Source organism: Sporolactobacillus laevolacticus DSM 442 (genome assembly GCF_000497245.1).
Classification (GTDB): domain Bacteria; phylum Bacillota; class Bacilli; order Bacillales; family Sporolactobacillaceae; genus Sporolactobacillus; species Sporolactobacillus laevolacticus.
This window is the reverse complement of sequence record NZ_AWTC01000003.1, coordinates 45,833-70,872: the sequence shown is the minus strand read 5'-3', so window position 1 is coordinate 70,872 and position 25,040 is coordinate 45,833. Positions and strand designations below refer to the sequence as shown.

The 25,040-nt window shown below is 43.6% G+C and carries 19 protein-coding genes and 1 riboswitch; of the genes, 5 read left to right on the top strand and 14 right to left on the bottom strand.

Annotated elements, in window-relative coordinates; all coding sequences use genetic code 11:
* Nucleotides 1–54 precede the first annotated feature (54 nt).
* The 6 genes from P343_RS23205 to P343_RS0118510 all read right to left on the bottom strand — a co-directional run bounded on the left by P343_RS23205 (nucleotide 55) and on the right by P343_RS0118510 (nucleotide 5,149).
* Nucleotides 55–720 carry a methionine ABC transporter permease gene (locus P343_RS23205; protein WP_023509129.1) on the bottom strand — a complete coding sequence of 222 codons (666 nt, stop codon included), beginning with the start codon at nucleotides 718–720 and terminating at the stop codon, nucleotides 55–57.
* A complete protein-coding gene (locus P343_RS23200) occupies nucleotides 713–1,726 on the bottom strand; it encodes a methionine ABC transporter ATP-binding protein (RefSeq protein WP_031263641.1) in 1,014 nt (337 codons plus the stop codon). Before P343_RS23200 ends, P343_RS23205 begins: the two co-directional genes overlap by 8 nt.
* Nucleotides 1,727–1,879: 153 nt before the next feature.
* Nucleotides 1,880–1,991: riboswitch (SAM riboswitch) on the bottom strand.
* Nucleotides 1,992–2,260: 269 nt separating this feature from the next.
* The gene (locus tag P343_RS23195; RefSeq protein WP_023509126.1) at nucleotides 2,261–3,193 is read right to left on the bottom strand and encodes an anti-sigma factor domain-containing protein; all 933 of its coding nucleotides are present in this window, start codon (nucleotides 3,191–3,193) and stop codon (nucleotides 2,261–2,263) included.
* Nucleotides 3,194–3,230: 37 nt separating this feature from the next.
* Nucleotides 3,231–3,989, bottom strand: coding sequence for an RNA polymerase sigma-I factor (gene sigI, locus P343_RS23190; RefSeq protein WP_023509125.1), 759 nt, complete (start codon nucleotides 3,987–3,989; stop codon nucleotides 3,231–3,233).
* 302 nt (nucleotides 3,990–4,291) lie between these two features.
* Complete coding sequence (gene gcvH / locus P343_RS23185; RefSeq protein ID WP_023509124.1) at nucleotides 4,292–4,672, bottom strand: glycine cleavage system protein GcvH; 381 nt, start codon at nucleotides 4,670–4,672, stop codon at nucleotides 4,292–4,294.
* Nucleotides 4,673–4,786: 114 nt separating this feature from the next.
* Entirely contained in the window at nucleotides 4,787–5,149 is a 363-nt protein-coding gene (locus P343_RS0118510) for a Spx/MgsR family RNA polymerase-binding regulatory protein (protein ID WP_031263640.1), read from the bottom strand.
* A 177-nt stretch (nucleotides 5,150–5,326) separates the two neighbouring features.
* On the opposite strand from P343_RS0118510, the gene P343_RS23180 reads away from it, so the two are divergent.
* From P343_RS23180 to P343_RS23160, 5 genes are all read left to right on the top strand, one after another.
* Nucleotides 5,327–5,605 (top strand): hypothetical protein, encoded by a 279-nt coding sequence (locus P343_RS23180; protein ID WP_031263638.1) that lies wholly within the window; start codon nucleotides 5,327–5,329, stop codon nucleotides 5,603–5,605.
* The gene (locus tag P343_RS23175; protein ID WP_037593813.1) at nucleotides 5,605–5,940 is read left to right on the top strand and encodes a spore coat protein; all 336 of its coding nucleotides are present in this window, start codon (nucleotides 5,605–5,607) and stop codon (nucleotides 5,938–5,940) included. Before P343_RS23180 ends, P343_RS23175 begins: the two co-directional genes overlap by 1 nt.
* A 216-nt stretch (nucleotides 5,941–6,156) precedes the next feature.
* Entirely contained in the window at nucleotides 6,157–8,145 is a 1,989-nt protein-coding gene (locus P343_RS23170) for a S9 family peptidase (RefSeq protein WP_023509121.1), read from the top strand.
* Between the two features lie 218 nt (nucleotides 8,146–8,363).
* Nucleotides 8,364–9,137: a CAP domain-containing protein gene (locus P343_RS23165; protein WP_023509120.1), complete on the top strand. Its 774-nt coding sequence runs from the start codon at nucleotides 8,364–8,366 to the stop codon at nucleotides 9,135–9,137.
* A gap of 174 nt (nucleotides 9,138–9,311) precedes the next feature.
* The gene (locus P343_RS23160) at nucleotides 9,312–9,980 is read left to right on the top strand and encodes a GDSL-type esterase/lipase family protein (protein ID WP_023509119.1); all 669 of its coding nucleotides are present in this window, start codon (nucleotides 9,312–9,314) and stop codon (nucleotides 9,978–9,980) included.
* Between the two features lie 82 nt (nucleotides 9,981–10,062).
* On the opposite strand, the gene P343_RS23155 is transcribed toward P343_RS23160, so the two are convergent.
* The 8 genes from P343_RS23155 to gltB form a co-directional block, all read right to left on the bottom strand.
* Nucleotides 10,063–10,707, bottom strand: coding sequence for a YpjP family protein (locus P343_RS23155; protein ID WP_236620318.1), 645 nt, complete (start codon nucleotides 10,705–10,707; stop codon nucleotides 10,063–10,065).
* A 194-nt stretch (nucleotides 10,708–10,901) separates the two neighbouring features.
* The gene (gene nrdF, locus P343_RS23150; RefSeq protein WP_023509117.1) at nucleotides 10,902–11,882 is read right to left on the bottom strand and encodes a class 1b ribonucleoside-diphosphate reductase subunit beta; all 981 of its coding nucleotides are present in this window, start codon (nucleotides 11,880–11,882) and stop codon (nucleotides 10,902–10,904) included.
* Nucleotides 11,883–11,932: 50 nt separating this feature from the next.
* Nucleotides 11,933–14,038 (bottom strand): class 1b ribonucleoside-diphosphate reductase subunit alpha, encoded by a 2,106-nt coding sequence (nrdE, locus tag P343_RS23145; RefSeq protein ID WP_023509116.1) that lies wholly within the window; start codon nucleotides 14,036–14,038, stop codon nucleotides 11,933–11,935.
* Nucleotides 14,001–14,384, bottom strand: a complete 384-nt coding sequence (nrdI, locus tag P343_RS23140; RefSeq protein WP_023509115.1) for a class Ib ribonucleoside-diphosphate reductase assembly flavoprotein NrdI — start codon at nucleotides 14,382–14,384, stop codon at nucleotides 14,001–14,003. Before nrdI ends, nrdE begins: the two co-directional genes overlap by 38 nt.
* 284 nt (nucleotides 14,385–14,668) lie before the next feature.
* Nucleotides 14,669–16,813, bottom strand: coding sequence for an RNA degradosome polyphosphate kinase (locus P343_RS23135; RefSeq protein WP_023509114.1), 2,145 nt, complete (start codon nucleotides 16,811–16,813; stop codon nucleotides 14,669–14,671).
* Between the two features lie 10 nt (nucleotides 16,814–16,823).
* The gene (locus P343_RS23130) at nucleotides 16,824–18,341 is read right to left on the bottom strand and encodes a Ppx/GppA phosphatase family protein (RefSeq protein ID WP_023509113.1); all 1,518 of its coding nucleotides are present in this window, start codon (nucleotides 18,339–18,341) and stop codon (nucleotides 16,824–16,826) included.
* Nucleotides 18,342–18,801: 460 nt separating this feature from the next.
* The gene (locus tag P343_RS23125; protein ID WP_023509112.1) at nucleotides 18,802–20,262 is read right to left on the bottom strand and encodes a glutamate synthase subunit beta; all 1,461 of its coding nucleotides are present in this window, start codon (nucleotides 20,260–20,262) and stop codon (nucleotides 18,802–18,804) included.
* A 55-nt stretch (nucleotides 20,263–20,317) separates the two neighbouring features.
* Nucleotides 20,318–24,850, bottom strand: a complete 4,533-nt coding sequence (gltB, locus tag P343_RS23120; RefSeq protein WP_152525257.1) for a glutamate synthase large subunit — start codon at nucleotides 24,848–24,850, stop codon at nucleotides 20,318–20,320.
* Nucleotides 24,851–25,040: the final 190 nt, after the last annotated feature.

Below are 25,040 nucleotides of genomic sequence, written 5' to 3'. Positions count from 1 at the left end.
CCCCCAAGTTAACATGTGATTTTGTTTGAATCCATCATTTTAATAAAAAGATCTCTATCTTTTGTCTACACGGCGTGTAATAATATCGCCTGCATATTGAATGATAAAAACGATAACCAGAATGATAATTGTTGCAATGAAGGTAATGGTGTTGTTATTCGCCTCAAAGCCATCATTATAAGCGATCGTTCCGAGTCCGCCCGCACCTACAACGCCGGCCATTGCAGTGTTTCCAATCAGTGCAATCAGCGTGACGGTCATCCCGGAAGTGATTGATGGAAGTGATTCAGGAAGAAGCACTTTCCAAACAATCTGCCATCTCGTTGCACCCATTGCTTGAGCCGCTTCAATTACTCCTTTATCGACTTCCCTTAGCCCGATCTCAACAAGACGGGCATAAAATGGTGCCGCTCCGATGATAATCGAAGGAAGTGCGGCCGATGCGCCAATCATCGTTCCGATAATCAGAACTGTGAGCGGGATCAGCAGAATGATTAGAATAATAAAAGGTATGGAACGAAAGACATTGACAAACGAAGCAATCAATTGATAAACGATTTTGTTTTCGTATAATCCGCCTTTCGCAGTTAAAAAAAGAACAAGCCCTAATACAATGCCCAACACAAATGTAAAAATTCCGGAAATGATCGTCATATAAAGTGTTTGACCTGTAGAGAGCAACATACTCGGCCAATCAATATTTTGTGTCCATTCAAACATATGCATGGATCACCTCGGTTTCCAGACCGTCTGATTTCACCCCAGAAAGAGCCGAATCAATTTCTTCAGCTGGTCCTTGAATTGCCACAATCGTTTCTTCTGCACTACCGTCTTGTACTGCATATGTTTCTAAAACGCGTACCAAAAGATGTTCCCGCCCAAACAAACTGGACAAGTGTCTTTGTATTAAACGGGCGTCCACAGAACGTATACGAACCCGAGTCCAGTCGGAGATAGCCAGAGTATCGCCTGAATGTTTAACCTTGTTCGCTGCATGTGCGCCTACAAATTCCTGAGTAATCGGCTGTTTAGGATGGGCAAATACATCGTTAACCGCACCTTCTTCAACGATTTTTCCTTTATCGAGGACAGCAACTTTGCTGCAGATTTTCTGAATCACAGACATTTCATGTGTAATAAGAACAATAGTTAGACCAAGCGATTTGTTAATTTCCAGCAGAAGCGAAAGGATCGAGTCTGTAGTTTTCGGATCAAGCGCCGAAGTCGCCTCGTCACAGAGCAGTACACGAGGATTGTTGGCTAACGCACGTGCGATGCCTACTCTTTGCTTCTGTCCTCCACTTAATTGAGACGGATAGGCAGATTCTTTACCTTCAAGGCCTACCATTCGGATTAAGTCGGCAATGCGTTTCTCTTTTTGCTTCTTCTTAATTTTCGTTAATTCGAGTGGAAAGGCAATGTTTTCAGCAACAGTCCGAGACCATAGCAAATTGAAGTGTTGAAAAATCATGCCGATCGTTCTCCGTTCTTCACGCAGCTGACGGTCAGACAGATCCGTTAACTGACGATCCCCAATAGATATGGTTCCGGACGTCGGCTTTTCAAGCAAATTAATCAATCGAATGAGCGTGCTTTTTCCAGCTCCGCTATACCCAATAATGCCAAAGATCTCGCCTTCATTAATTTCCAATGAAACATCGTTTAAGGCGTGAACGGATCCATTTTCCGTCTGGTAAATCTTTTCGACGTTCTTAAGCTGAATCAATTCTTTTTCACCACTTTCAAAAATACAAAACAAACAATAATACTTAACCCATCATTTTAGTGGGTTTAACCAATACCTACTTCACGTCACCTTCTTTCGTACCTATTTAACGGAATAGCAAAAAACCCATCTTGAGAGAGGATGGGTTCACCTCTCTCATCTGCCAGAAACAATGTGTCTGCAGGAATTAGCACCTTTATTGTCTCGATAACAATCAGGTTGCCGGGCATCATCGGGCCAGTCCCTCCGCCGCTCTGGATAAGAGTTAATTTCTATTCAATTAAGTGTTAATAACTTAACATTCAACACGACCTATGTCAAATCTTTTTTCACGAACAACAAACTGTCCTGTCTCTCAATTTAAGAAAAAACACAGACCACAGACATTCGAGCTGTCATTAGAAAATTATCGCAAAGACGCTTAAACAGAATTTATGACCATAAACCGACTTTAAAAAATCCAAGCAGAAACCTAATTCCGCTTGGACACATCAGCTCTTTAATCTCTGCTTTTTTTGACTGTGAAGGTGCAGTTCACGCATACCCGGCTGTTCGATTGTCCGGATAAAGATAGCTACTGTTTTTTTTGCCTTGCATTGGTTCCCTGACTTGAAAGGGATTTTGGAAAAGCGGGACCTGATTCTGCAGTTTGAATGACGCCTGCTCAATAGTCGGCTGCTGCTTCTGCACATCGTTTACTTCTTTGAGTAAAGCGCTCCACGGCAGCGACACTGAGGTAGATATCTCATTTATTTTCTCAATTGACAACCTTTTTGCATCTTCAAGCGTCAATGTCTTTCCAAAAGCGTTTGCTCTCAAATAGAGCAAATACTTCCCTGCGGACAAACCGCGTTCCTCAGCAGCCCTCTTTCGTTCAAGCGTGGTTAGCACCCACTTTGTGCCGGTTCCGTTTGCATGGAGCATTTGTCTGGCTCCGCTGTTAAACGCTATTGCCAGGCGATGGGCAAAAAAGGATTGCTGCCGATGGCTGATCTGATCAGTCAAAACAGTTGTGACCAAACAGAGCGATTGATGGCCTTGTTGTCCCTTATCATTTAGCTTAGATAAAAGCGACGAACTGAGCTGTTGAAACGTCATATTCTGAAACACAGGCACTTCACCAAGAAGCTGTCTCGCTTCATTATTTAATGGCTGCACAGAGATTACACGCAAATTCTGATCCACGCTTGCCTCAACGCTTGCATTAAGATCAAAATAAACGTACGCAGCCACGGGACCAGGAGGCGCGTAGGTACTTTGAGACAGCGGGATAAAGCACAGGATCGAGAAACCAAGTGCGATGACCGGTGTCAGAATAGCTTTGGGAAGAAGATGAAAAGGGACAAGGTGTTTGGCTAAAACAGTCTGTCCAATCGAAAGGTTTGCCGAACGCTTTAGCCTGACCGATCTGAACTCGCCATCGGTGGTCAAGACAATCGCGCGCCGCCCCTTTTTGGACACGAGCACACCCTGATTAATCAGTTTTCCTCCCCACCTTTCTAAGTCATTGAACCGATTCCAGCTCCGGTTCAATATATGACTTTAGTGCACTGAACCCGCCGATGTAGATTAGCGACAATGCTATTATATACTTTCGATTCCTCTCGATCGTTTTGCGGCTACACGATACAAATTGCAACAAATCTTTTATCGGTAATTGTTTCTTCTTTTTTAAATAATTGACTAATTCTTTATGTTCAACCAACTTCTTCGCCGAGACTTTGGCATTTTCACGCGCATCTGCGTGCTTCGGGCAATGCTTGCTAAGCACATCAAAAGTGATGCCGTATTCAAGCAAAAGTGTCTGATAACTTTCAATCTGGTCCATACGTTCATTAATTCGGCATTCTTCCTCATAATAATCAATTGCTGCCTTCTGCTCGATGAAACTTTCTTCCATTGCGTTTTCATCGGCTGGTTTCGTTTGATCGAGATAAATATGCCGAACCTGTCTGGATTCTTTACGAATAAAGTCAATAATTCTACGGCGAATAACCATATCCGCGAAGGTTAGGAACTTACTTCCCTGTCCCTTCTGATATTGGTTGATGGCTTCATTAAATGCGACTAAGCCTACACTGAATTCATCCATTGTCTGATCAATAAAACGATTGCATACTTTAGAAACAACCTTTTTAATAAAAGGCTGATAAGATTCAATAATTGAGTTTCTCAGGGATTCATCGCCCTGTTGTACCTGATAAATATTCGTTTCAAGCGAAATATTAAACGCTCCGCCTAATGTAAGCTGGTTTGCGCTCATCAAAACATTCACCTCTCGCTCTGATCTTTAGGGGTCTGTTCTCAACCCTCTATAATCCATCTTTTCCCTAACATAACATGTCCAACCCACAGGCATAACTATTGTCAAAAACTTTTGTTAATGTCTGATCATACGAGGATTTTGTCGAAAATAGTAAAAACCCTTGTCTCTTTTATACCATGCCTTCTTGTCGAAATGAAAGCGACAATCTGGTAACAAAAAGATGACAAAGGTTGTTAAGTATTGGTGAGCTGCTTATTCAATTTCGGCGAAACAGGAGCTAATTGATGAATTACCGGCTATCAGCCGATTAATTTTTCGTATGCTTCGGCATCAAGCAAATCATCGAAAGCTGAATCATCGACAGATTCCAATTCAATCATCCACGCTTTATCATACGGAGATTCATTAACAAATTCAGGAGAATCTTCCAAGTCTTCATTGATTTCAGCAACGACGCCGGTAACCGGCGCATAGAGTTCAGAAACTGTTTTAACAGATTCCACACTGCCAAACGAATCACCAGCGCTTAATTCTGCGCCGATTTCTGGTAATTCAACAAAAACGATATCTCCAAGTTCCTTCTGAGCGAATTCTGTAATACCAATCCGAACTTTTCCGTCCGCTTCTTTCTTGACCCATTCATGATCTTTCGAGTAAAGCAAATCTTTAGGTACACTCATTATTCTGCCTCCGTTTTCAGTGATCAGCCACTAAATAATGCCTTCCACAATGGATGATATACCTATTATAGCGTAAATATTAGAAGAAAAAACCTCCGATTTTTAGCGAATGCATTACTGATTTGTCCATGCCTTTTCAAACATTACTTCATTAAAGCCCACTGTTATTTTTTCCCCATCAAAAACAATCGGACGCTTAATCAACATTCCGTCAGCTGCCAGCCAATCCAGCCATTTTTCTTCTGGTTCAATCATTTTTTTATTTTTGATATCGAGCTCACGGTAGCGCTTGCCGCTCGTATTAAAAAATTTACTGATCGATAAGCCGCTATTTTGTATAAACTGTTTGAGTTTATCACGATCCGGGGGATTTTCAGCAATATTAATTTCCTGAAACGGAATTGAACGTTCCTCCAGCCATTTTTTTGCTTTTCGGCACGTACCGCATGGCGGATAGCTATACATCGTCAACAACATCGTTCATCCTTTCGTTACATCATTCTTTTTTAATTATAACCACATCGATGCAGCAAGCAAAAAAACAAGCCATGAAAAAGACTTATTTAATTCACCAGGACCAAATTTTTTTAAGGACCCAAGGACATAATACATATGAGCACCGCCACCACAAAAAAAAAGGAGTGTGAAAAACACATGAACATGCAGCAGCAGAGCGGTCAAACCCCAATGAATTTTGCTCAGCCACCGGCGATCCTTTCCACTAAAGATTTTCTTTACATTGAAGATATTCTGTCATGGAACCTTGCGATTATCAAGAAAGCACATGCCTATGCGGCGATGTGTCAAGATCAGGATGTTATCCAGGCAATGAACCGTACATCCCAACTCCATATTCGTCATTATCAGGACATCCTCAATCACCTGGGCAAACACATTCAAACAACAGCCATGGCAGGAGGTGTGATGCAATGATGGAAAAACAACCGGTACAATCCATGCCAATTCAGAACACCGAAACACAAGTCCCGAAAACGCAGCAGATGAACGACAGAGATTATCTCAACGATGTACTTCTAACCGAAAAGTATTTGGGCACCTCTTATGTTCATGCGCTGCAGGAAGCAAGCCACCAAGCATTATATCAAGACATCAAATCCGTTTTTGACGCGACCTGTGATCATCAGCGTGATCTATTCAACCTGATGTTTAATAAAGGATGGTATAAGTTTGAATCTCAGGATCCGCAAAAAATTCAGCAAACTCAACAACAATTTGCCCAATACGCCCAGCAGCAATTTCCTAAATAAGTTTGATCCTTCTCTCACACCATTCTTCACACCATCTTCAATTGAAGATGGTGTTTTTTTTTGCAAGCTGTAGTAATAACTCGGTTATTTCACTAATAGACGAGGAGTATGGCTTCAGATTAGATAATTACTTTTCTTTTTTTTGCTGTAGCAAGGTAAAAAGAGATGTGGTACATCCGCAAATAACCTATAATTGGAACAAAGGAGGGAACTAATTTGAACAAGCGTTTGATTACGATTAATGATTTATCGGCATTTACCTTTGCGGGTGCGCCAGTACTCTCACCAGATGGAAAAAAGGCCGTTTATGTCGTCACCAAGACCTATCTAAAACAAAACGGTTATGCTTCATCCCTATATTGGACGGATGGCGAAAGCGAACCGAAACCGCTGACTCATGACTACAATGAAGACACTTTGGTTAAGCATCACAGCCCACGTTTTTCTGCCGATGGTTCGTTCGTTTATTTCCTTTCTAATCGCACAGGAAAAGATCAAGTGTGGCGCATTGCCTTGACGCTTGGTGAATCCGAGCTTCTAACTGACTTTGAAGAAGGAGTCAGTGACTTTGCACTTAGTCCCGATGGAAAGCAGCTCGCTTGCCAAACGATGATCAAAGACAAAATTGAGAGTGACAATGAGGATGTAACGATAATTAGCAGACTCCGATTTTTGCAAAACGGAAAAGGATTTGTTGATGGCACAACAGCTTTGTATCTCTATTCGATTGAGAACAAACAAAAGACACTAATTACTGATCCGCAATGCACCTCAGAATTACCTGTATTTTCTCCCGATGGGACCCAACTATTTTTTTGTATGGGAAAACAAAATCCAGATCAAACAGATTATCTTAAAGATATGTACGCTTATGATCTTTCCAATCAAACCACAAGACGCATTTATGATGCCAAAGGTTATATTTATGATATCCAGGTTTCACCTGATGGACAAACTATAGCGCTTGCTGGAAATGAAGATGGCGAATGTACCCCTGAAAACATCGGGATCTTCCTTGTTCCTATAACCGGTGGATTCGCAAAAAATCTGATGGAAAAAGAAAAGTTATCACTTGGCAATTTTGTCGGCACTGATGTCCGATTTGATAGCAGCAACACACTTTTTCTTTGGGATAAGAGCGGGCGTTCGCTGATTTATCTTGTTCAAGATGGCGGTTCCACTGGATTAAAGCGCGTCGATCTTGATGGAAACCTTTCAACGGTCTACATGAAAGATAAATCTGTGGTCACTTCTTTTGATATCAAAAACGAGCACATTATTGCTATCATTTCATCCCCACTTTCGACAGGTGATCTTTATTTCCTAGGAAATAACGACAGCATTCGACAAGTTAGTCATCATAATCAGCAATTGTTTGAACAGCTTGACTTAAATGAACCGATTGCATTTACATATTCAGGGGCAGATGATGATTGGCAAATAGATGGATGGGTGCTCTTCCCTCCAAAATCCGTGCGTGCCACTGAAAAAGTGCCGGTTGTATTGGAGATCCACGGAGGCCCTGCATTTGCATACGGCAATTCATTCAATCATGAATTTCAATGTCTGGCTGCACAAGGCTATGCTGTCGTCTTTACGAATCCTCGCGGCAGCCGCGGTTATGGCGCCAAATTCTGCGCTGGCTGTTATGGCGACTGGGGACGAAAAGACAAGATCGACATTCTTAAGGGTCTGGACTATGTATTGGAACATTTCCCCGAATGTGACCGGGAACGTCAATATGTGACCGGTGGCAGCTACGGCGGCTTTATGACGAACACAATAGTTGGAACAACAGATCGCTTTCGTGCAGCCGTAACGCAAAGATCAATCTGTAATCTGTATAATTTTTACGGAACGAGCGATATCGGTTATTATTTCCTGACTCGCTATTTCAATGGTGCTGATCTTTGGACGGATGAAGATCTATTGATGAGTTTTTCACCGATCCGAAATGCGAACAAAGTAAAAACACCAATATGCATCATCCACAGTGAAGAAGATCATCGCTGTCCAATTGAACAAGCGGAACAATGGTATGTGGCACTTCGCCGCCTTGGTGTGGAAACACGCTTTGTACGCATTAAAGGTGAAAATCATGAACTTTCAAGAAGTGGACGGCCAAAAAATCGATTATCCCGTTTAAGCGAGATCATTAATTGGTTCAATCGCTATAATACAAAGGATTCAGCTGCTGATTTGTGACCATCAGCCCACAATCACAAGAATAAGTAATCAAGCAGTCTTTCGTTCCCTCCTGGGATTGAGAGACTGCTTTTTTCCTATAAAATATCCACTCAAAACCACTCCTATTACATACTGGCTGGTTCTTCCACAAAACTGGTAACATCATGTAATTCTATCTTTTACCCCACTACAAATCTCCCAATCCCGAAACCTATGACCAAGGAGGGAGTTACACAATGAAAAAGAAAGTTATTGGTTTAACCGTTGCAGGGATGCTTGCACTGCCACTTGTTATGGGAGGAGGATCGGCGAACGCGGCTACCCCGCAGTACGCAAAAGAATGCAAGCAGGACTTTACAAACTTGCTTAACCCATGGAAGTTGAAAGATCAGCAGGGGATTGATATTAACGAAGTTTTGAAAAATTTGGGCATTAAACTTGATGTTTCAAAAGTTCAGGAACAGGGTGCGAAAAAACCAGAAGCTAAGGCTCCTGTAAAAGCTCCTGAAAAGGCGACTCAACCGGCACAACCGCAGAAATCTAATCAACCTGCTCAGCCTGAGAAGCCTGCTGCTAACAACGATACAAAGAACACAGAAAATCAATCATCAAACAGTGAGATGAATGCCTTTGAACAAAAGGTCGTCGATCTGACGAATCAAGAACGAACCAAGGCAGGACTTAAGCCACTGAAAGCGGACAATAGCACTCTATCAAAAATGGCCCGCGCTAAATCTCAAGATATGGCTGACAAAAACTACTTTGACCACCAGTCACCAACTTACGGTTCTCCATTCGACATGATGAAAAAATATGGCATCACCTATAAGAGTGCCGGGGAAAATATTGCTGCCGGACAAAAAACACCAGAAGAAGTTGTGAATGGCTGGATGAACAGCCCTGGTCACCGCGCAAATATTTTGAATGCAAGCTTCACGACCATTGGTGTTGGCTATGTCAAAGGCGGATCTTATGGCTCGTATTGGACTCAAGAATTCATCGGAAACTAACCCCATCTTTACACAATCCATCAACGATCCCAAAAGAAAACAGCGTCTCACTGTGTTTCACATGTGGACGCTGTTTTTGCGTTGTCCCTATCAAAAGCCTTTTCTGGAACTGAACCTCATATTCTGGTAATGAATACACTGGTACAAAGAAGTCTCACGTGAACGGAGGTGATTGTGTTGAACGAGCGTCCACTTTATGTTGCATTAGGCGATTCTCTGACGGTTGGTGTTGGATCAACTCTATTCCAGCCGAATTTCGTGAAACTCTTCCATCACGACCTCGAAGTCTATTATCAGACTCCCATTGAACGACGCGTCTTTGCGAAAAATGGTGCAACAACTGCAGCTATACTGCAAAGTCTCTCAAGACCCGAGGTCATGGAAGCCGTTCAGAACGCCAATTTTATCACTTTAACGGGTGGCGGGAACGATTTCTTGAAAGCGGGTAAAGTGTGGCTTAAAACCGGCGACTTTTCAGTAGTGCTTCAAGCAACTCAGCAAAGCCTTTCGCATTTCGATCAAATGATCAATCAGATCATAACCATCCACTCAAATCGTCCAATTCCTTTAATGATTCGTGTATTGAATCTGTATAATCCCCTATTTTATATACCTGAAACAAATCGGTGGTTAGAAAACTATAATCAACGTCTTCTCTCATTGGAACGCTATCCTGCTGTTCAAGTCGCTGACATTTATCATGCATTCTCCGGACATGAGTCTCAATTGCTTAGCTTTGACCACATTCACCCTAATCCAATTGGCTACCGAGTTATGGCACAAGCAACAGCAGCTTTAGGTTTTGAACTCACTCCTTTTCAAACGTCTACTACTTTTAATTAATCATTTACAGAAGATACCCGCTCTTATCAATAATTGAACGTTAAAAAACCGAAGCGGTTCCCGCTCCGGTTGTCTGTAAGACTTAAGCTTTCCATTTCGGTGGCATATTTTTACCCCAGTAAATGGTCTTTAATTCATGATGTTTTTGAAAGCCATCTAGCGCTGTGTGGTAGTGAAAATTGAAGTAGTAGCCATCAAGGGGTGGATGGTCGCGCCGGACATGTAGTTTGATCACTTCTTTGCCTGTCTTCTTATTGTACACATGCATAATTCGTTCGCCGAGTCCAGGCGTTGGGGCATGTGTAACTTCAAGCTCCTGAATCCAGGAAGAATCATGAGCATTGCTGACATTTCTAAACGCCTCAGCAAAAGCCGGCGCAATCTGATTAGCATATTGCCCATTAATCTTTGCACTAATTCGCGCACCAAATTTTTCAGTTCCTTGATTTTTCGCCTCATCCAACACATACGTTGAAAGTCGATCAATCAACTCAGCTTTTGATAAACTCGAGCGATCGACAATCTCCAAAGAGGATTGCTCCAGTTTTGAAGCTGACTTGTCGTCAGGTCGTGATGCGATAATAGGCGCTTTACTGCCTTGGACATTTTGTTTGTCATTCTGTTTGTCCAGATAATGCGCTGGCAGTGTCGGAATCACCGTGCCAAAAGTTAATACGGCAACACAGGCAACCAGACTTTTTCTAATCCATTGAGGAATCACAGGCATGACCTCCACTGATCGGCGCTTTTTCCATCGTTTATCTTAAAAACCGCACTTTATGATTCCGTTCGAAAAGGAGGACATAAAAGCAGACTTTTCGAACAACCTCTTTTTTATACTATACTATAACATTCGTGTAGCTGACTACGTATCAGGCAGTAAAAAAGAAAAGTTCCGACTCTGCAAGTCGGAACTTTTCTTTACACATTGTCAAAATTAAAATCCTCATCAGATAAGGGCTCGATATTCAGCGGAACAACATAATCTCCCTTTGTTGAAAAGAAATCATGATTGATCGTGCTGGTATCAATACCGTTTAAGACAATCTGGCTGACCGGATCGTGCGTGTACTTATCGTCATATCCTAAGTTTTGCAGCGCCCGGTTTGCATTATAGTAGACATAATTCATGACTTCGTCTACTAAACCAATCTTTGTATAAATATTTGCTGTGTACGTCTTCTCAACCTCAATCAATTGATCAAGCAAACGTTCACGCTCCAAGTCTGCCTTTGCTCGTTCCTCATCAGTAAGGTTTTCCCGGTACAATCTTTGCGCAACCATTCCAGTAAAGCTACCGTGAATGGATTCATCCTGGATGATCTTGCGAATAATTTCACCGCTAGCAATCATGCGTCCTTGACCAGATAAAAATACAGGATAAAAGAAGCCGCTGTAAAAAGAAAAACTTTCCAGAAACACGGAAGCAACCATAGCCATATAGCGTTTGAATGGCGTCACGTTTTCATGTTTATCGTAGAGCTGATTATACCATTGAGCGATCAGGCTGTACTTTTTCTGGAGCTCCGGCTGATTATTTACCCATTCTCCAAGATAGTAGTCTGTTTCACGTGATGAAATCAAAGTCGAGAAAATATGAGAATAGGACTTTGCGTGAATATGCTCCATCATGCCCATCCAGGCAAAAACCGCCTGTTCGTGCATATTGTCGTGATGAATGGAGACGAGCGGCATACCATTGTCTCCTTGTTCACGGTCAAGTCCTGTCAGTCCGGACAACACTTCAACATAGGTCGCACGCTCATCCTCATTCATTTTTGACCAGTCTGAAAGATCGCGCGAAACTTTAAACGCTTCTTCCGTCCAAAATTGATTGATATTTTGTTTCCAATATACTTTCGCGACTTGATTGTCGCTACTGTTCCAGTTAATGGCTTTCATGATTCCAATCCATCCTTCGTTCGGTATTCAGTTAAAAAATCTTTGTGCATTCAGACTGAGCAAGCCGTGCACTCTTCAGGCGACAGAAGCTGTGTTCGTGTGTAGTACAATGACTTTAGTCCCCTCTTGTGTGCATAAACATACAATCTGGCTAATTGCCGTGTGCTGGTCATACTGTCAACGTAAAGAATTGTTGATATTCCTTGATCAACATGTTGCTGGATTTCAGAAATCATATCGATCACGCGGAATTGATTCGTCTGATAAGCTGATTTGTAATACCACATCGTCTGAGGAGACAAGAACGGCATCGGATAGATCGTTTCACTATTTCCGTATTTGCGACGTTCAATGATATTTACAACAGGCATAACCGAACTGGTCGCGTTCTGCACATAGCTGATCGATTGCGTCGGAGCGACAGCAAGACGATAAGCATTATATAAACCAAATTCAGCAACCTGCTTCTTTAATTCCGTCCACTCAGCGGTTGTCGGTATATGAATGTCTTTAAAGAGTTCAGCGATTTTTTCAGTTTTAGGGCCAAAAAATTCATGTTCATATTTTTTAAAATAAGAACCGTCGGCGTAATCCGATTGTTCAAACCCTTTAAAGGTTTGCCCACGATCTTTGGCAATCAGCATTGATTTTTCGATTGAATAAAAGTTAACCAGAGAGAAGAACGTACGCGCGAAATCTCGGGCTTCTGCTGACTCATAAGCAAGCTGATTTTTCGCGAGATAACCGTTCAGATTCATCGCTCCTAGGCCGACAGAATGTAATTCGCGGTTCGCCAGACTCACGCCCGGTGCATTGGCGATTTCCGTCATTTCACTGACCTGGGTCAGTGCCTCAATACCTGCGTGAACAGAATCGCGAACCTTTCCGGTTTCCATCACGTTCACAATGTTTAATGAGCCGAGGATACAAGAAACGTCACGGCGGATGTCGTCTGGAACATTATAGTCATTAATTGTAGAGGTCTCCTGCAACTGAAAGATCTCGGTGCACAAATTAGACATCTTAATATCGCCAAGCCGGTGCAACGGATGATTTTTATTTGCATTATCCTTGTAGAAGATATACGGATAACCGGATTGCATCTGCATCTGGGCAATCAGATTTAAGAATTCCCGCGAATCCGCACTCTTCTTCTTTACTGCAGGATTGGCAGCAAGTTTGTCGTACATCTCATCCATATCCATGTCATCCAGATGCTTACCGTATTCCTTATAAACGGTGTAAGGCGCAAACATATAAAAGGGTTCTCCAGCTTCTGCAAGTTCAAAGAATTTGCCGGGAACAATCAGCCCGATCGAAAGCGTGGACAGTCGAATATCTTCATCGGCATTTTCTTTTTTCGTATCCAGAAATTCCGGTACATCCCAATGAAAAATGTTCAGATAAGCAGCGCCTGCGCCAGGCCGCTGGCCTAATTGATCGGCATAGGAAAAGCCAAGCTGAAGTTTACGGGCAACCGGTACAACACCTTTGGCCACACCCTCGACACCTTTGATCGCCTCGCCACGGGCACGAATCTTCGACAGATTAAGCGCAACGCCGCCCCCAATTTTGGAAAGCTGCTGGGATGTGCTCTCTATGTAGTTAATCGAATTGAGCGAGTCATCCGCCTCAATAAGAAAACAGGAGACCATCTCACCGCGACGCGCCTTGCCGGCGTTTAGAAATGTCGGTGTCGCCGGTTGATAACGCTGTTCCATCATCGCACGCATAAACCGAACAGCATGCTCAAAGTTCCCACGAGCCAGAAATAATGAAACAATTGCAATTCGCTCATCATAATTTTCTAAGTAGTGAGATTTGTCATTGGTTTTCATCGCATAATCGCGGTAAAATTTGCTTGCGGCCATATAAGATTTAAATTGGAATTGATAGTTCGCCGCCATTTGATGAATGTTCTCAATTTGCTCATCGCTGTATTCCGCAAATACATCATAATAGTAATTTTGATCGACTAAATAATGCAAGCGCTCCAAAATGCTGTGAAAATGCATGGTTTTTTCACGCACTTCTTCCATGTAGACATCGATCGCTTCGCTGTCTTTATCTAAACGGTAGAAACCGTCGTCTCCGCGCGTTAGCACTTCATTATTCAATTCAGTATAAGACTTTGACTTTGTCGCTTCGTTCGGCAAGTGCCTTCACCCTCTCTCGAAATTCAATGACGTCTTTCTCAGTTCCGCCAAGTTCAAACTTATATAAAACGGGAACATGGTACATGTTGGCCACGACATCCGCCGCGCGTGCGAAGTTTCGTCCCCAATTTCGGTTTCCGCTCGCCGCAACCGCGATGAGATACTGCCCATTTCTTGCCAAAAAGTCCTTGACGTGATCCGGAGCGTCGCCAAATCCAATCGTATTTGTCACAAGAACATATGGCTCATTCACCTGGTCCACACTGCTGATAGGCTGGTGATCCAGTCCGGTTTTTGCCAAAAAACGTTTGACATTCCCTGTCATCGTTTCGTATAAGATCATCATTCGACGCTCCTCCCTTCCCATATACAGCAACACGTAACGATGTAAGCAAGTCACTATATATAGTTTATGATAAATAGATTACCACAATATATAGTTGCAATTCAAGCTATTTGTTTGTATTCTTTGATGAAACTATCTCTAATCATAAGGCATGTCCCCGCTCTGTTCAACATAAAACCAAACTAAAATTAGAGGGCATAACCCCCTCATTCGGCTAAAAATCGCCAGATACAGGGAAAATGCCCTCTCTAACTTTGTCGATAAATTTTTTGCAGATCCTTTGATTAATCTTCCGGATTCAGAATATCTTCACGCCGACCTTTAATCGGTGTGAACGTTCGCTTATCACGAAGTGAACGTTCACGTTTAATGGTCTGCTGTTCCGCGACTTCCGCAAGATACTCCTGTACATTGAATGGTGTCTTCCCGCGTCGATCTGGTTTTTCATAGAGATTGTCGCTGCCCAGTACTCGTGTCTTCGCATTATCTTTCATCATCAGGTCAAATAGGCCGATTATCGTTGTTTTGATTTCCTCATCCTCAATCGGGAACATCAGTTCAACGCGCCGGTTAATATTTCGCGGCATTAAATCTGCGCTCGCCAAGAAAGCAAGCGTTTCTCCGCCATTTCCAAAGAGATAAATTCGACTATGCTCTAGGTAACGGCCGACAATTGAATGCACTTCAATGGTGTCGCTGACGCCAGGGATACCTGTCCTCAGGCAGCAGATCCCGCGAACGAGCAGTTGGATGGAGACTCCGGCCGCTGAGGCACGATACAGGGCTTTAATGATCCCCTCATCGGATAGGGCATTCATCTTCGCACGAATAAACGCCGGTTTTCCTGCTTGTGCATTTTTAATTTCCGTTTCAATAAGATCAAGCAGGGTGCTGCGCAGCCATAGCGGAGCCATCACAAGTTTATGAAAGTAAGGTGGTTCAGAATAGCCAGAGAGCATGTTAAATACATTTGAGGCATCAACGCCCATTTGCTCATTACAAGTAAGGAGACCCATATCGGTATAAAAACGCGCGGTAATATCATTGTAGTTTCCTGTACCGAAATGCATATAGCGTTTGATACCATCTGATTCTCGGCGCACGACAAGCGCCATTTTGCAGTGTGTTTTCAACCCAACAAGTCCATAAATGACATGGCAGCCTGTTTTTTCAAGTTTTTGAGCCCAGTTGATATTGTTTTCTTCATCAAAACGCGCTTTCAATTCGACGAGAACCGTCACCTGTTTTCCATTTTCCGCCGCTTTTTCCAAGTAGCGAATGATTGGCGAATTGCCGGACACCCGATAAAGTGTCATCTTGATTGCTAATACCTGACTGTCTCGTGATGCTTGCCTGATCAGTTCTATCACCGGATCAAACGCTTCATAGGGATGATGCAGGAAAATATCACCAGCACGCATCGCGTCAAAAATGGAATGTTCCAGAAGCTCGTAATGAACGAATGGCCGATGCGGCGGGTATACCAAATCGCCTGGCTCATTAATTTGCCCGACCAGTTTAGACAAGAAGGTAAGATCAATCGGTCCGTTCACCCTGTACACGTTGTCAGCACTCACAGCAAGCCGATCAAACAGCTTTTCAACGAGTCGCTCACTGATTCCCGCCTCTACATCTAAATGAATGACATTGCCCCGTTCTCTCAATCTGAGCTGCTTTTCAATCTCTTTCAGTAAGTCTTCTGTGTCTTCCTCATCCACCTCAAGATCCATATCACGCATCACACGGTAACAGGATGCTTCATCAAGTTCATAACCAACAAACAGCTGACCCAGGTGCCTACGGATAATATTCTCAAGCAGAATAAAACTCGTATGCCCTTCCTTGTCTGGAAGTTTGACGACACGAGGCAGAACGTTAGGCACTTGCACTGTAACAAATTCTCTGTGTGCTGTCTTACTACCCGTTTTATGAATAAACGCAGCGATGTTGATGCTTTTGTTAAGGATTAGCGGAAATGGCCGAGATGAGTCAACCGCCATAGGCGTCAGAACCGGATAAACTTCGCGACTGAAATAGTGATCGATAAAGTCCAGCTGTTTTTGTGACAGTTCAGCAACTTCCAATATATGAATGTTCTTCTCGGTAAGTACCTTTTTAAGCATCCGGTTATATGTGGTGTACTGCTGACTGACCATCTGATGCGCCGCTTCGCTGATCGCCGTAAGCTGTTGGGTTGGTTTTAATCCGGAAGCATCTGGTTTGTCGTAGCCTACATTAACCATGTCAATTAAAGAGGCTACCCGAACCATAAAGAATTCATCCAGATTGCTCGCTGTGATCGACAAAAACTTCACACGTTCAAGCAACGGGTTTGTTTTGTCCCTTGCCTCTTCAAGAACCCGCTCATTAAAAAGAATCCAGCTAAGTTCACGATTACTGAAATAATCTTCACGATCAAACTGATCCATGACGATACCCCTACCCTCTTAAAATCGGTTTCAGTCCAAAAACTTCTTCAAAGTAAGCCGCCTTGTCCTTGAATGTCTGCTTTTCCAGTGAAAGATCATCATCTGAATGGACAGTTATAGTCACTTGGTCATTTTTGAGTGAAACAGTCATTTTCTCTACTTTTTGCTGGCGGCTGTCATCAAGCGCATCGGCAATGCGCAAGATCGCTGCAAGCTTCGCCGCGACTAGTCTGCTCTTTGTCGGCAATTTTTGAAACGCAGATGAATTGCTTGATGGTGTTTCAGCACTATGATAACGAGCAATATTAGCAACGATGTCGCGCTCGTGTTCAGATATTCCGATAATCTCTGAGGACACAATGATGTAATAGGAATGTACATAATGGGCATTCATATCAATGTAACTTCCCGTGTCCTGAAGAATCGCGGCAAGCTGCAGGAGCAGCCTGTCCCGTTTACCTAGTCCATGGAGCCTTCTCAGACGATCAAACAAGTGTAGTGCAAAATGCTCCACCATCTTAATATGCTCCGTGTCACAATTGTATCGAGAAGCAATGTTACGCGCTGATACAATAATATCTTCGGTGAATGAATGATTCAGTGAATTATTCCGTGTGCGAAAGAGCTCATGGACAAGAATGCCATCGGCAAGATCTGCATCAGAAAGGATGATACTCTCGGCTCCCGTAATCTCAAGCGTCATTTTAAGAATCATGGCTGACGGCAATAACTGCGTAGCCGAATCATAAGGTACTCGATATTCCTTTGCCAATGCCTGCGGAGGAATCGTCAAAATGTGCTGGTACAGTTCCGCAAAGCGCGTCCTGCTTATTTTGTTAATGCTCGTCTCCATGAAGGTCTGCTTAAACGCAAGGAGATCTGTACCGACAAGCACAAAATTTTTATAGACGACCCCTTTGGGCGCAAATTGGTGATAGCCATCGATCTTGCTTCGTATGTAGTCTTCCATAATCTCGACAAAATCGCCGGTCTTACTTTCCAGGTCACCCAGCATTTCACGGATTCGGAGCGGACCAAGTTTAATATTTCTTGAAAATAAAAAGTGGCCATCATTATAAACCGTCAACTGCATACTGCCTGACCCGATGTCAATCAGCATGGTGCCGTCCTGGATCAGTTCACTGAACGTATCCGTATTATATGCTACCGCTTGATTATGCAAATAACGTTCTTCGGCATTTGCCAACCATTCCACATTGAGTCCGGTCTTAATACGAATTTGTTCTCTGACATACTCAGCATTTCTCGCCTCTTGAACAGAACTCGCCGCTACCGCACGATAGCTGGTCACTCCATAATCTTTCATAATCTGAACAAATCCGGCTAGCTGATGGCATGCCTGATCAACTGTTTGAAAAGCAATCATCTGTTGGTTGTATATATCCGCGCCTATTGAAACATTAGCCTTAACGTAATCCATGATCGACATGTTCGTTAAATCAGCTATTTTTAGAACAATCGTCTGCAAACCAACCGTTATCGATGCGAACAGTTTATGTTTCGCCACCGTCCTCACCCCGCATTCAACTATCTCTGTCTTTTCATTTTTCACACTTAACTTTTATTATACGGTATATCGAAACACGTATGAGAATTATTACAATTATTTACAAAAAATTTACGGAGCATGGCCTCTTATATTGTTCCCGTATGAGAAAAACCAGGCTGCGCCTGGTCCTTTCCTGTCACTCTATATGCGGCTTTGAATCATTAATCTTGTGCTTGAACGACACTTCAGCTGCTCGCTTGCCGCGGGCAGTCCGGGAGCCTCCTCGATCAACCTTGCATCTGCGGGGTCTCCCTGGCCTGCACTCCCGCAGGCGTCTCGCGCTTCCGTGTTTGAATCAGAATTTTTCCGAGCATTACGCCGCTAATATGAACTCTGAATCACTCGAAATTATATACTTTCTTATCCTGTCAAAAAAAGCCGAACGATGTCGGCTTTTTTCAAACGTATATTCTATTCATTAATGCAGCAACGACAGTTTTTTATCCAGATAAAGATCAACAGCTGCTGCTGCCTTGCGACCTTCCTCGATCGCCCAGACAATCAGGCTTGCTCCACGTCGTGCATCTCCTGCAGCGAAGATACCTTCCTGGCTGGTCTGATAACCGCGTGTATCAGCATCAATCACCCTACCGGATGAATCTCTGCTTACTTCAAAGTCTTCGAAGATTTTATCCTCAGCGCCTTGAAAGCCGATTGCAATCAGTACAAGATCTGCTTTCCAAGTCTTTTGTGCTGATTCATCATCCTGATCCTTCTTAAACGATCCGGTAATCAAGTTAGAAACATGATTCACTTCATCACCGATAAACTTCTTCGTTTCCACATAATACTCACGTGGATCTTTACCTAGTACATCCTCCGCTTCTTCATAGGCATAATCCACTGAGAAAACATTCGGATGCTGGGGCCATGGATTCTTTTCAGTACGTTGCTCAGGCAGCTTGCCATGCTTGCCAAACTGCACGACGCTCTTGCAACCTTGACGGATCGCGGTTGCAACACAATCTTCACCCGTGTCCCCGCCGCCGATGACAATAATGTGTTTGTCTTTTGCATCATAATCCGGTTGCAGTGGTTCTCCATAGAGCTGATGGCGATTGCTCGCGATCAAGTATTCCATTGCCGGTGAAATCCCCTTTAGATCTCGCCCTTCGATCGTTACTTCACGGTGTTTGCCTGCACCGGTGCAAAGAACGACCGCATCAAATGATTCTTTCAGGGACTGGACACTAATCGTTTTACCGACATCAACATTGGTTTTAAAAATAATGCCCTCTTCTTCAAGCAAATGAATCCGCCGGTCGACAACGTCTTTTTCAATCTTCATGCTCGGAATGCCATACATAAGCAAACCACCCGGACGATCTGAACGTTCAAAAACGGTTACTTCATGACCGACTTTATTCAATTGATCCGCACATGCGAGTCCTGCAGGACCAGAACCAATCACAGCAACTTTTTTTCCTGTCCGTCTTTTTGGAGGCTTTGGTACAACCCAGCCTTCATCAAATGCGCGATCAATGATTGCCCGTTCGATCGATTTAATTGATACCGGGCTGCTCACGAAACCTGCTGTACAAGAACCCTCACAAGGTGCCGGACAGGCTTTGGATGTGAATTCCGGAAAGTTGTTCGTTTTTGCCAAACGGTCATAAGCTTCTTTCCACAGCCCATGATAAACGAGATCATTCCATTCAGGAATAAGATTATGAATGGGACATCCGGTTGTTCCTCGATTGATTGTGGTACCTATTTGGCAATAGGGGATACCACAGTCCATGCACCGTGCCGCTTGTTCTTTTGCTTCACTTTCTGCCAAGGGAATTTTATACTCATTCCAGTCCAAAACACGTTCGACCGTTTTGCGTTCTTTTTGATTTTTTTTCTCTATATTTAGGAAACCCATTAATTGTCCCATTGTGTCAACTTCATCCTTTCAAAATTTATCCGAATCATGAATTTGAATCTAGAGTTCAAACTGGCAGATAAGTAGAATTACGGACGTTTAACTTTCCTTGCTTTTTTAAATAAAACGCCTGTTCCTTCGCCTGCTCTTCGTTCATTCCCTGCGATTCAAACTGCTCAATCTGGCCGAGCATCGCTTCATAATCACGCGGGATAATCTTGATGATCCGTTGAATAGATTCTTTCCAATTCATCAGCACTTGTTCAGCCTTCGGACTGCCCGTATAGTCAAGATGATTTTTTATTAATTGATAGACTTCATCTTGTTCCCGCTTATCCGTTAACGGTTCAATGTTCACCAGTTCCTTGTTGATATAGTGAATGATCTGATCTGGTTGATCATCCGGAAGTATGAAGGCTTTTCCACCTGACATTCCTGCTGCAAAGTTTCGGCCAACCGAGCCAAGCACAACAACCCGCCCGCCGGTCATGTATTCGCAACCATTCTCTCCAACACCTTCGACAACAGCCTTTGCACCACTGTTACGCACGCAGAAACGTCCGCCAGCTGTTCCGCGTACATAGGCTTCTCCGCTCGTCGCTCCAAACAACGCAACGTTTCCCATCATTGCCTGAGGATCCGAATTAGTACCGGCCAATTCTTCAGATTTAATGATTACTTTTCCACCTGAAAGTCCTTTGCCGACATAGTCATTAGCGTCGCCGGTCAGAATCATGGTCACGCCTTTAGGAATAAATGATGCGAAACTTTGTCCTGCGCTTCCTGTAAAGGATAACGTGATCGTATCCTCAGGAAGTCCTTTCCCACCAGTTGATCTCGAGATGAAGTACCCAAGTGTAGAGCCGACGGTGCGATCAGAATTCTTTAATTTATATACGAGATGGACAGGCTGCTTATTTTCGATTGTCGGTAGGCAGGTAGCAACGAGATTTCGTTCATCAAAGCGGCGTTCCACATGATGCTCTTGTGCACGTGAAAAATACCGCTTAGAAACATCGCTTTCTGCCTGGTACAGCAAATCAGACAGATCCAAGGTGCGTGCCTTCCAGTGACTGTGCACTTCTTTTTTGATTCTAAGCAAATGCGCCTGACCAACAACTTCATTCAATGAACGGTAACCCAGTTCAGCCAGCTGTTCACGAATGTCTTGAGCGATAAACGTCATGAAGTTCACAATATGGTCCGGATTACCCATAAAGTTCTTGCGCAATTCCGGATTTTGTGTGGCAATTCCGACCGGACAGGAATCCAAATGACACGCGCGCATCATCAGACAGCCAAGCACGACAAGCGGTGCCGTCGCAAAGCCGAATTCTTCGGCACCTAGGCATGCCGCTACCAAGACGTCACGCCCTGTCATCAATTTACCGTCGGTTTCAAGCCGTACACGGTCGCGCAGGCCATTTTTCATCAGCGTCTGATGTGCTTCCGCCAAACCGATTTCCCATGGTAGTCCTGCATGCTTGATACTTGTCTTTGAAGCAGCTCCGGTTCCACCGTCATGACCACTGATTAGGATCACATCAGCCTTCCCTTTGGCAACACCAGCGGCAATTGTTCCAACTCCGCCTTTAGCAACTAGCTTGACACTGATTCTCGCTTTCGGGTTGCTCGACTTCAAATCATAAATCAGCTGAGCTAAATCTTCAATTGAATAAATATCATGATGCGGCGGCGGTGAAATCAAGGCAACACCCGTTGTTGCGTGACGTGTACGGGCAACCCAAGGATACACTTTTCCGGCCGGCAATTGTCCGCCTTCTCCCGGCTTCGCACCTTGTGCCATTTTGATCTGCAGTTCATCAGCTTCAGACAAGTAATAACTGGTTACACCGAAGCGAGCAGATGCAACCTGTTTGATTGCACTGCGGCGCCAATTACCATCTGCATCAGGTGTAAAACGTTCGGCATCCTCGCCACCTTCACCACTGTTGCTCTTTCCTCCGATGCGATTCATGGCAATCGCCATCGCTTCGTGGGCTTCCTTGCTGATCGATCCGTAAGACATGGCACCAGTCTTAAATCGTTGCAAGATTTTCTCTATCGGCTCAACTTCTTCCAAAGGAATCGGCTTGCGATCCTTTTCAAAAGTAAGTAAGCTGCGGATCGTTGAAAACGGCGCATTGTCAACCATTTTTGTATAGTCTTTATATAATTGATAATCGTTATTTCTTGCTGCTTGCTGCAGTGTATGCACAATAAGCGGTTCAATTTTATGCTGCTCGCCGCCTTGTCTCCATTGCAGAGTACTTCCGGCATCCAGCGGTTTCATGTTGCCTTGGTTGTGTTCATCATTCGCTTTCTTGTGTCGTCGAAGCGTTTCCGTTTCAATTTCTTCCAACCCGATGCCGCCAATTTGCGAAACCGTTCCTTCAAAATATTTATCAATTAAGCGATCGGATAAACCAAGAGCCTCAAAGGTTTGTGCCCCACGGTAGCTCTGAATCGACGAGATACCCACTTTAGACATGATTTTTACGATCCCGGCCACAAGTGCCTTGATGTAATTCTGTTCCGCCTTCTCTTCGTCAATAGACAAGTGGTTCTCTTTTATCAAGGCTTGCACGGTTTCCAGTGCCAAATACGGATGGATGGCATCTGCGCCATAACCAAGCAATGCAGCAACCTGATGACTGTCTCTCGGTTCACCGGAATCGACAATCAGACTGATTTGAGGACGAGTTCCCTGTTCAATAAGATGATGATGCAAAGCACTCACTGCAAGCAGTGATGGAATCGGCAGGCTGTTCTCATCAACATTGCGGTCAGAAAGTATAATCAATGATGCTCCATCATGAATGACCTCATCAACGTGAAGGATGAGTTGATCCACTGCCTTTTCAAGACCAAATATTCCCTTTACAGCAGGATAAGTCAATCCAATGATCCGTGTCTTCATCGTCTGATGATGGATATCCCGGAATGTTTTCCGATCAAGCACCGGATGTTTTAGACGAATTTGCGAAGTGACATGTTTGCTTGGTTCTAACAGATTGATCTGCGGTCCAAGCCAAGTGATTTTGGACATGACCCGAGCTTCTCGGATTGCATCAATCGGCGGATTGGTTACCTGTGAGAACCATTGTTTGAAATAGTCAAAAAGCAGTTGTGATTTATTAGATAATACCGCAAGAGGAGTATCATTCCCCATTGATCCAGTCGGTTCTTTGCCCTGGTCCGCCATCGGTTGTATTGCTTTTGTAACATCTTCATAGGTATAACCGAATACTTTTTGTTGAAACAGCCGTTTTTCGTCGGAGAGCAGGTCACCGTTCCCATGATTTCGAGTAAGTTCAATAACTGATTTTTTCAGTAAATCCTCATAGTTAATTGAGTTGCATATCTCTTCTTTCAGTTCGTCGCTTGGCACGATCTTGCCTTTTTCTGTATCGATGAGCAAGAGCTGGCCCGGTTTAAGATGGCAGCGTTGTTTGATGTTTTCCGCCTTCAGGTCTGCAACACCGACCTCCGATGAGAAGACAACTTTATCATCATTTGTGATATAGTAACGTGCCGGTCTTAAACCATTGCGGTCAAGAATGGCTCCAATTTGCTTTCCGTTACAGAATCCAAGCGCCATAGGTCCGTCCCAAGGTTCCATGACTCTGCTGTGGAATTCATAGAAATTACGGAGATAATCCGGAAGATCACTATCGCCTTCCCAAGGTTCCGGTACCATCATCATAACGGCGTGAGGAAGCGAAAAACCATGGTAGGTCAAAAATTCCAACACATTATCAAAAATAGCCGAGTCGCTGCCCTCCGGATCAATGATCTGCGGGAATTTGCCTCCATTCAGGTGCTTTGCTTTAGCCGTGAACCAGCTCATATTTCCACGAATGGTATTAATTTCACCATTGTGTACAATCATTCGGTTCGGATGAGCACGTTCCCAGCTTGGAAACGTGTTTGTGCTATAGCGGGAATGCACTAAAGCAACAGCCGAAACGAAACGTTCGTCCTGCAGATCCGTATAAAAAGCCGAAACTTCCTTTGCACGGAGCATACCTTTATACACCAGCGTCTGGCTCGAAAGGCTTGCGACATAGATTTCATCCTTGAGCTTGGCTTCAATCGCTTTTCTTAACAGGTACAGTTTTGAATCCAGCTCTTTGCCGGAATCCTGGTTTGCAGTACCGATAAACATTTGGTACATATAAGGCGCTTTGCTTCGCGCTAAACGGCTGATCTCATTTTCATCAATCGGCACATCACGTTCACCGTATATTCTTAAATTACGTGCGGCAATGCACGCTTTAATTTTCCCAATAGCAACAAGCCGGCTCGAACGATCCTGCGGCATAAAAAACATACCGACACCGTAGTGCCCGGCAGAAGGCAATTCAAAATCGCAGACTTCTTGAAAAAAACGATCAGGAATCTGGACCAAAATACCAGCACCATCTCCGGTTTTTCCATCTGCAGCCTTACCGGCCCTATGGTCAAGCCTTGCCAACATTTCCACTGCTGTTCTGACAATTTCGTTGGACGCGCGTCCCTTAATATCCGCGTACAAACCAATACCACAAGCGTCATGTTCAAATTCCGGGCGGTAAAGGCCTTCTGCTCTCTCTCTCATCTGACCCTTGGTCATCATAAACCTCATCCTTCCTTCTGTTCGCAATCACTCACCACATCTGCGTGACTTTTCTGAAAACATCTTTTTTATCTCTATTTAGGTCAAAAGTATGGTGTGTTTATTTTACTCTTTCATTATCAATCTTTACAATATATAATTTAGAATAAATTAATATCGATTTTAGATGAAT

What these genes read in the sequence shown, in the direction of transcription:
- gltB (WP_152525257.1), bottom strand. Translation starts at nt 24,850, where the DNA reads ATGAGAGAGAGAGCAGAAGGCCTTTACCGCCCGGAATTTGAACATGAC.
- P343_RS23175 (WP_037593813.1), top strand. Translation starts at nt 5,605, where the DNA reads ATGGAAAAACAACCGGTACAATCCATGCCAATTCAGAACACCGAAACA.
- P343_RS23155 (WP_236620318.1), bottom strand. Translation starts at nt 10,707, where the DNA reads ATGCCTGTGATTCCTCAATGGATTAGAAAAAGTCTGGTTGCCTGTGTT.
- nrdF (WP_023509117.1), bottom strand. Translation starts at nt 11,882, where the DNA reads ATGAAAGCCATTAACTGGAACAGTAGCGACAATCAAGTCGCGAAAGTA.
- sigI (WP_023509125.1), bottom strand. Translation starts at nt 3,989, where the DNA reads ATGAGCGCAAACCAGCTTACATTAGGCGGAGCGTTTAATATTTCGCTT.
- P343_RS23135 (WP_023509114.1), bottom strand. Translation starts at nt 16,813, where the DNA reads ATGGATCAGTTTGATCGTGAAGATTATTTCAGTAATCGTGAACTTAGC.
- P343_RS23125 (WP_023509112.1), bottom strand. Translation starts at nt 20,262, where the DNA reads ATGGGACAATTAATGGGTTTCCTAAATATAGAGAAAAAAAATCAAAAA.
- P343_RS23205 (WP_023509129.1), bottom strand. Translation starts at nt 720, where the DNA reads ATGTTTGAATGGACACAAAATATTGATTGGCCGAGTATGTTGCTCTCT.
- gcvH (WP_023509124.1), bottom strand. Translation starts at nt 4,672, where the DNA reads ATGAGTGTACCTAAAGATTTGCTTTACTCGAAAGATCATGAATGGGTC.
- P343_RS0118510 (WP_031263640.1), bottom strand. Translation starts at nt 5,149, where the DNA reads ATGTTGTTGACGATGTATAGCTATCCGCCATGCGGTACGTGCCGAAAA.
- P343_RS23180 (WP_031263638.1), top strand. Translation starts at nt 5,327, where the DNA reads ATGAACATGCAGCAGCAGAGCGGTCAAACCCCAATGAATTTTGCTCAG.
- nrdI (WP_023509115.1), bottom strand. Translation starts at nt 14,384, where the DNA reads ATGATGATCTTATACGAAACGATGACAGGGAATGTCAAACGTTTTTTG.
- P343_RS23165 (WP_023509120.1), top strand. Translation starts at nt 8,364, where the DNA reads ATGAAAAAGAAAGTTATTGGTTTAACCGTTGCAGGGATGCTTGCACTG.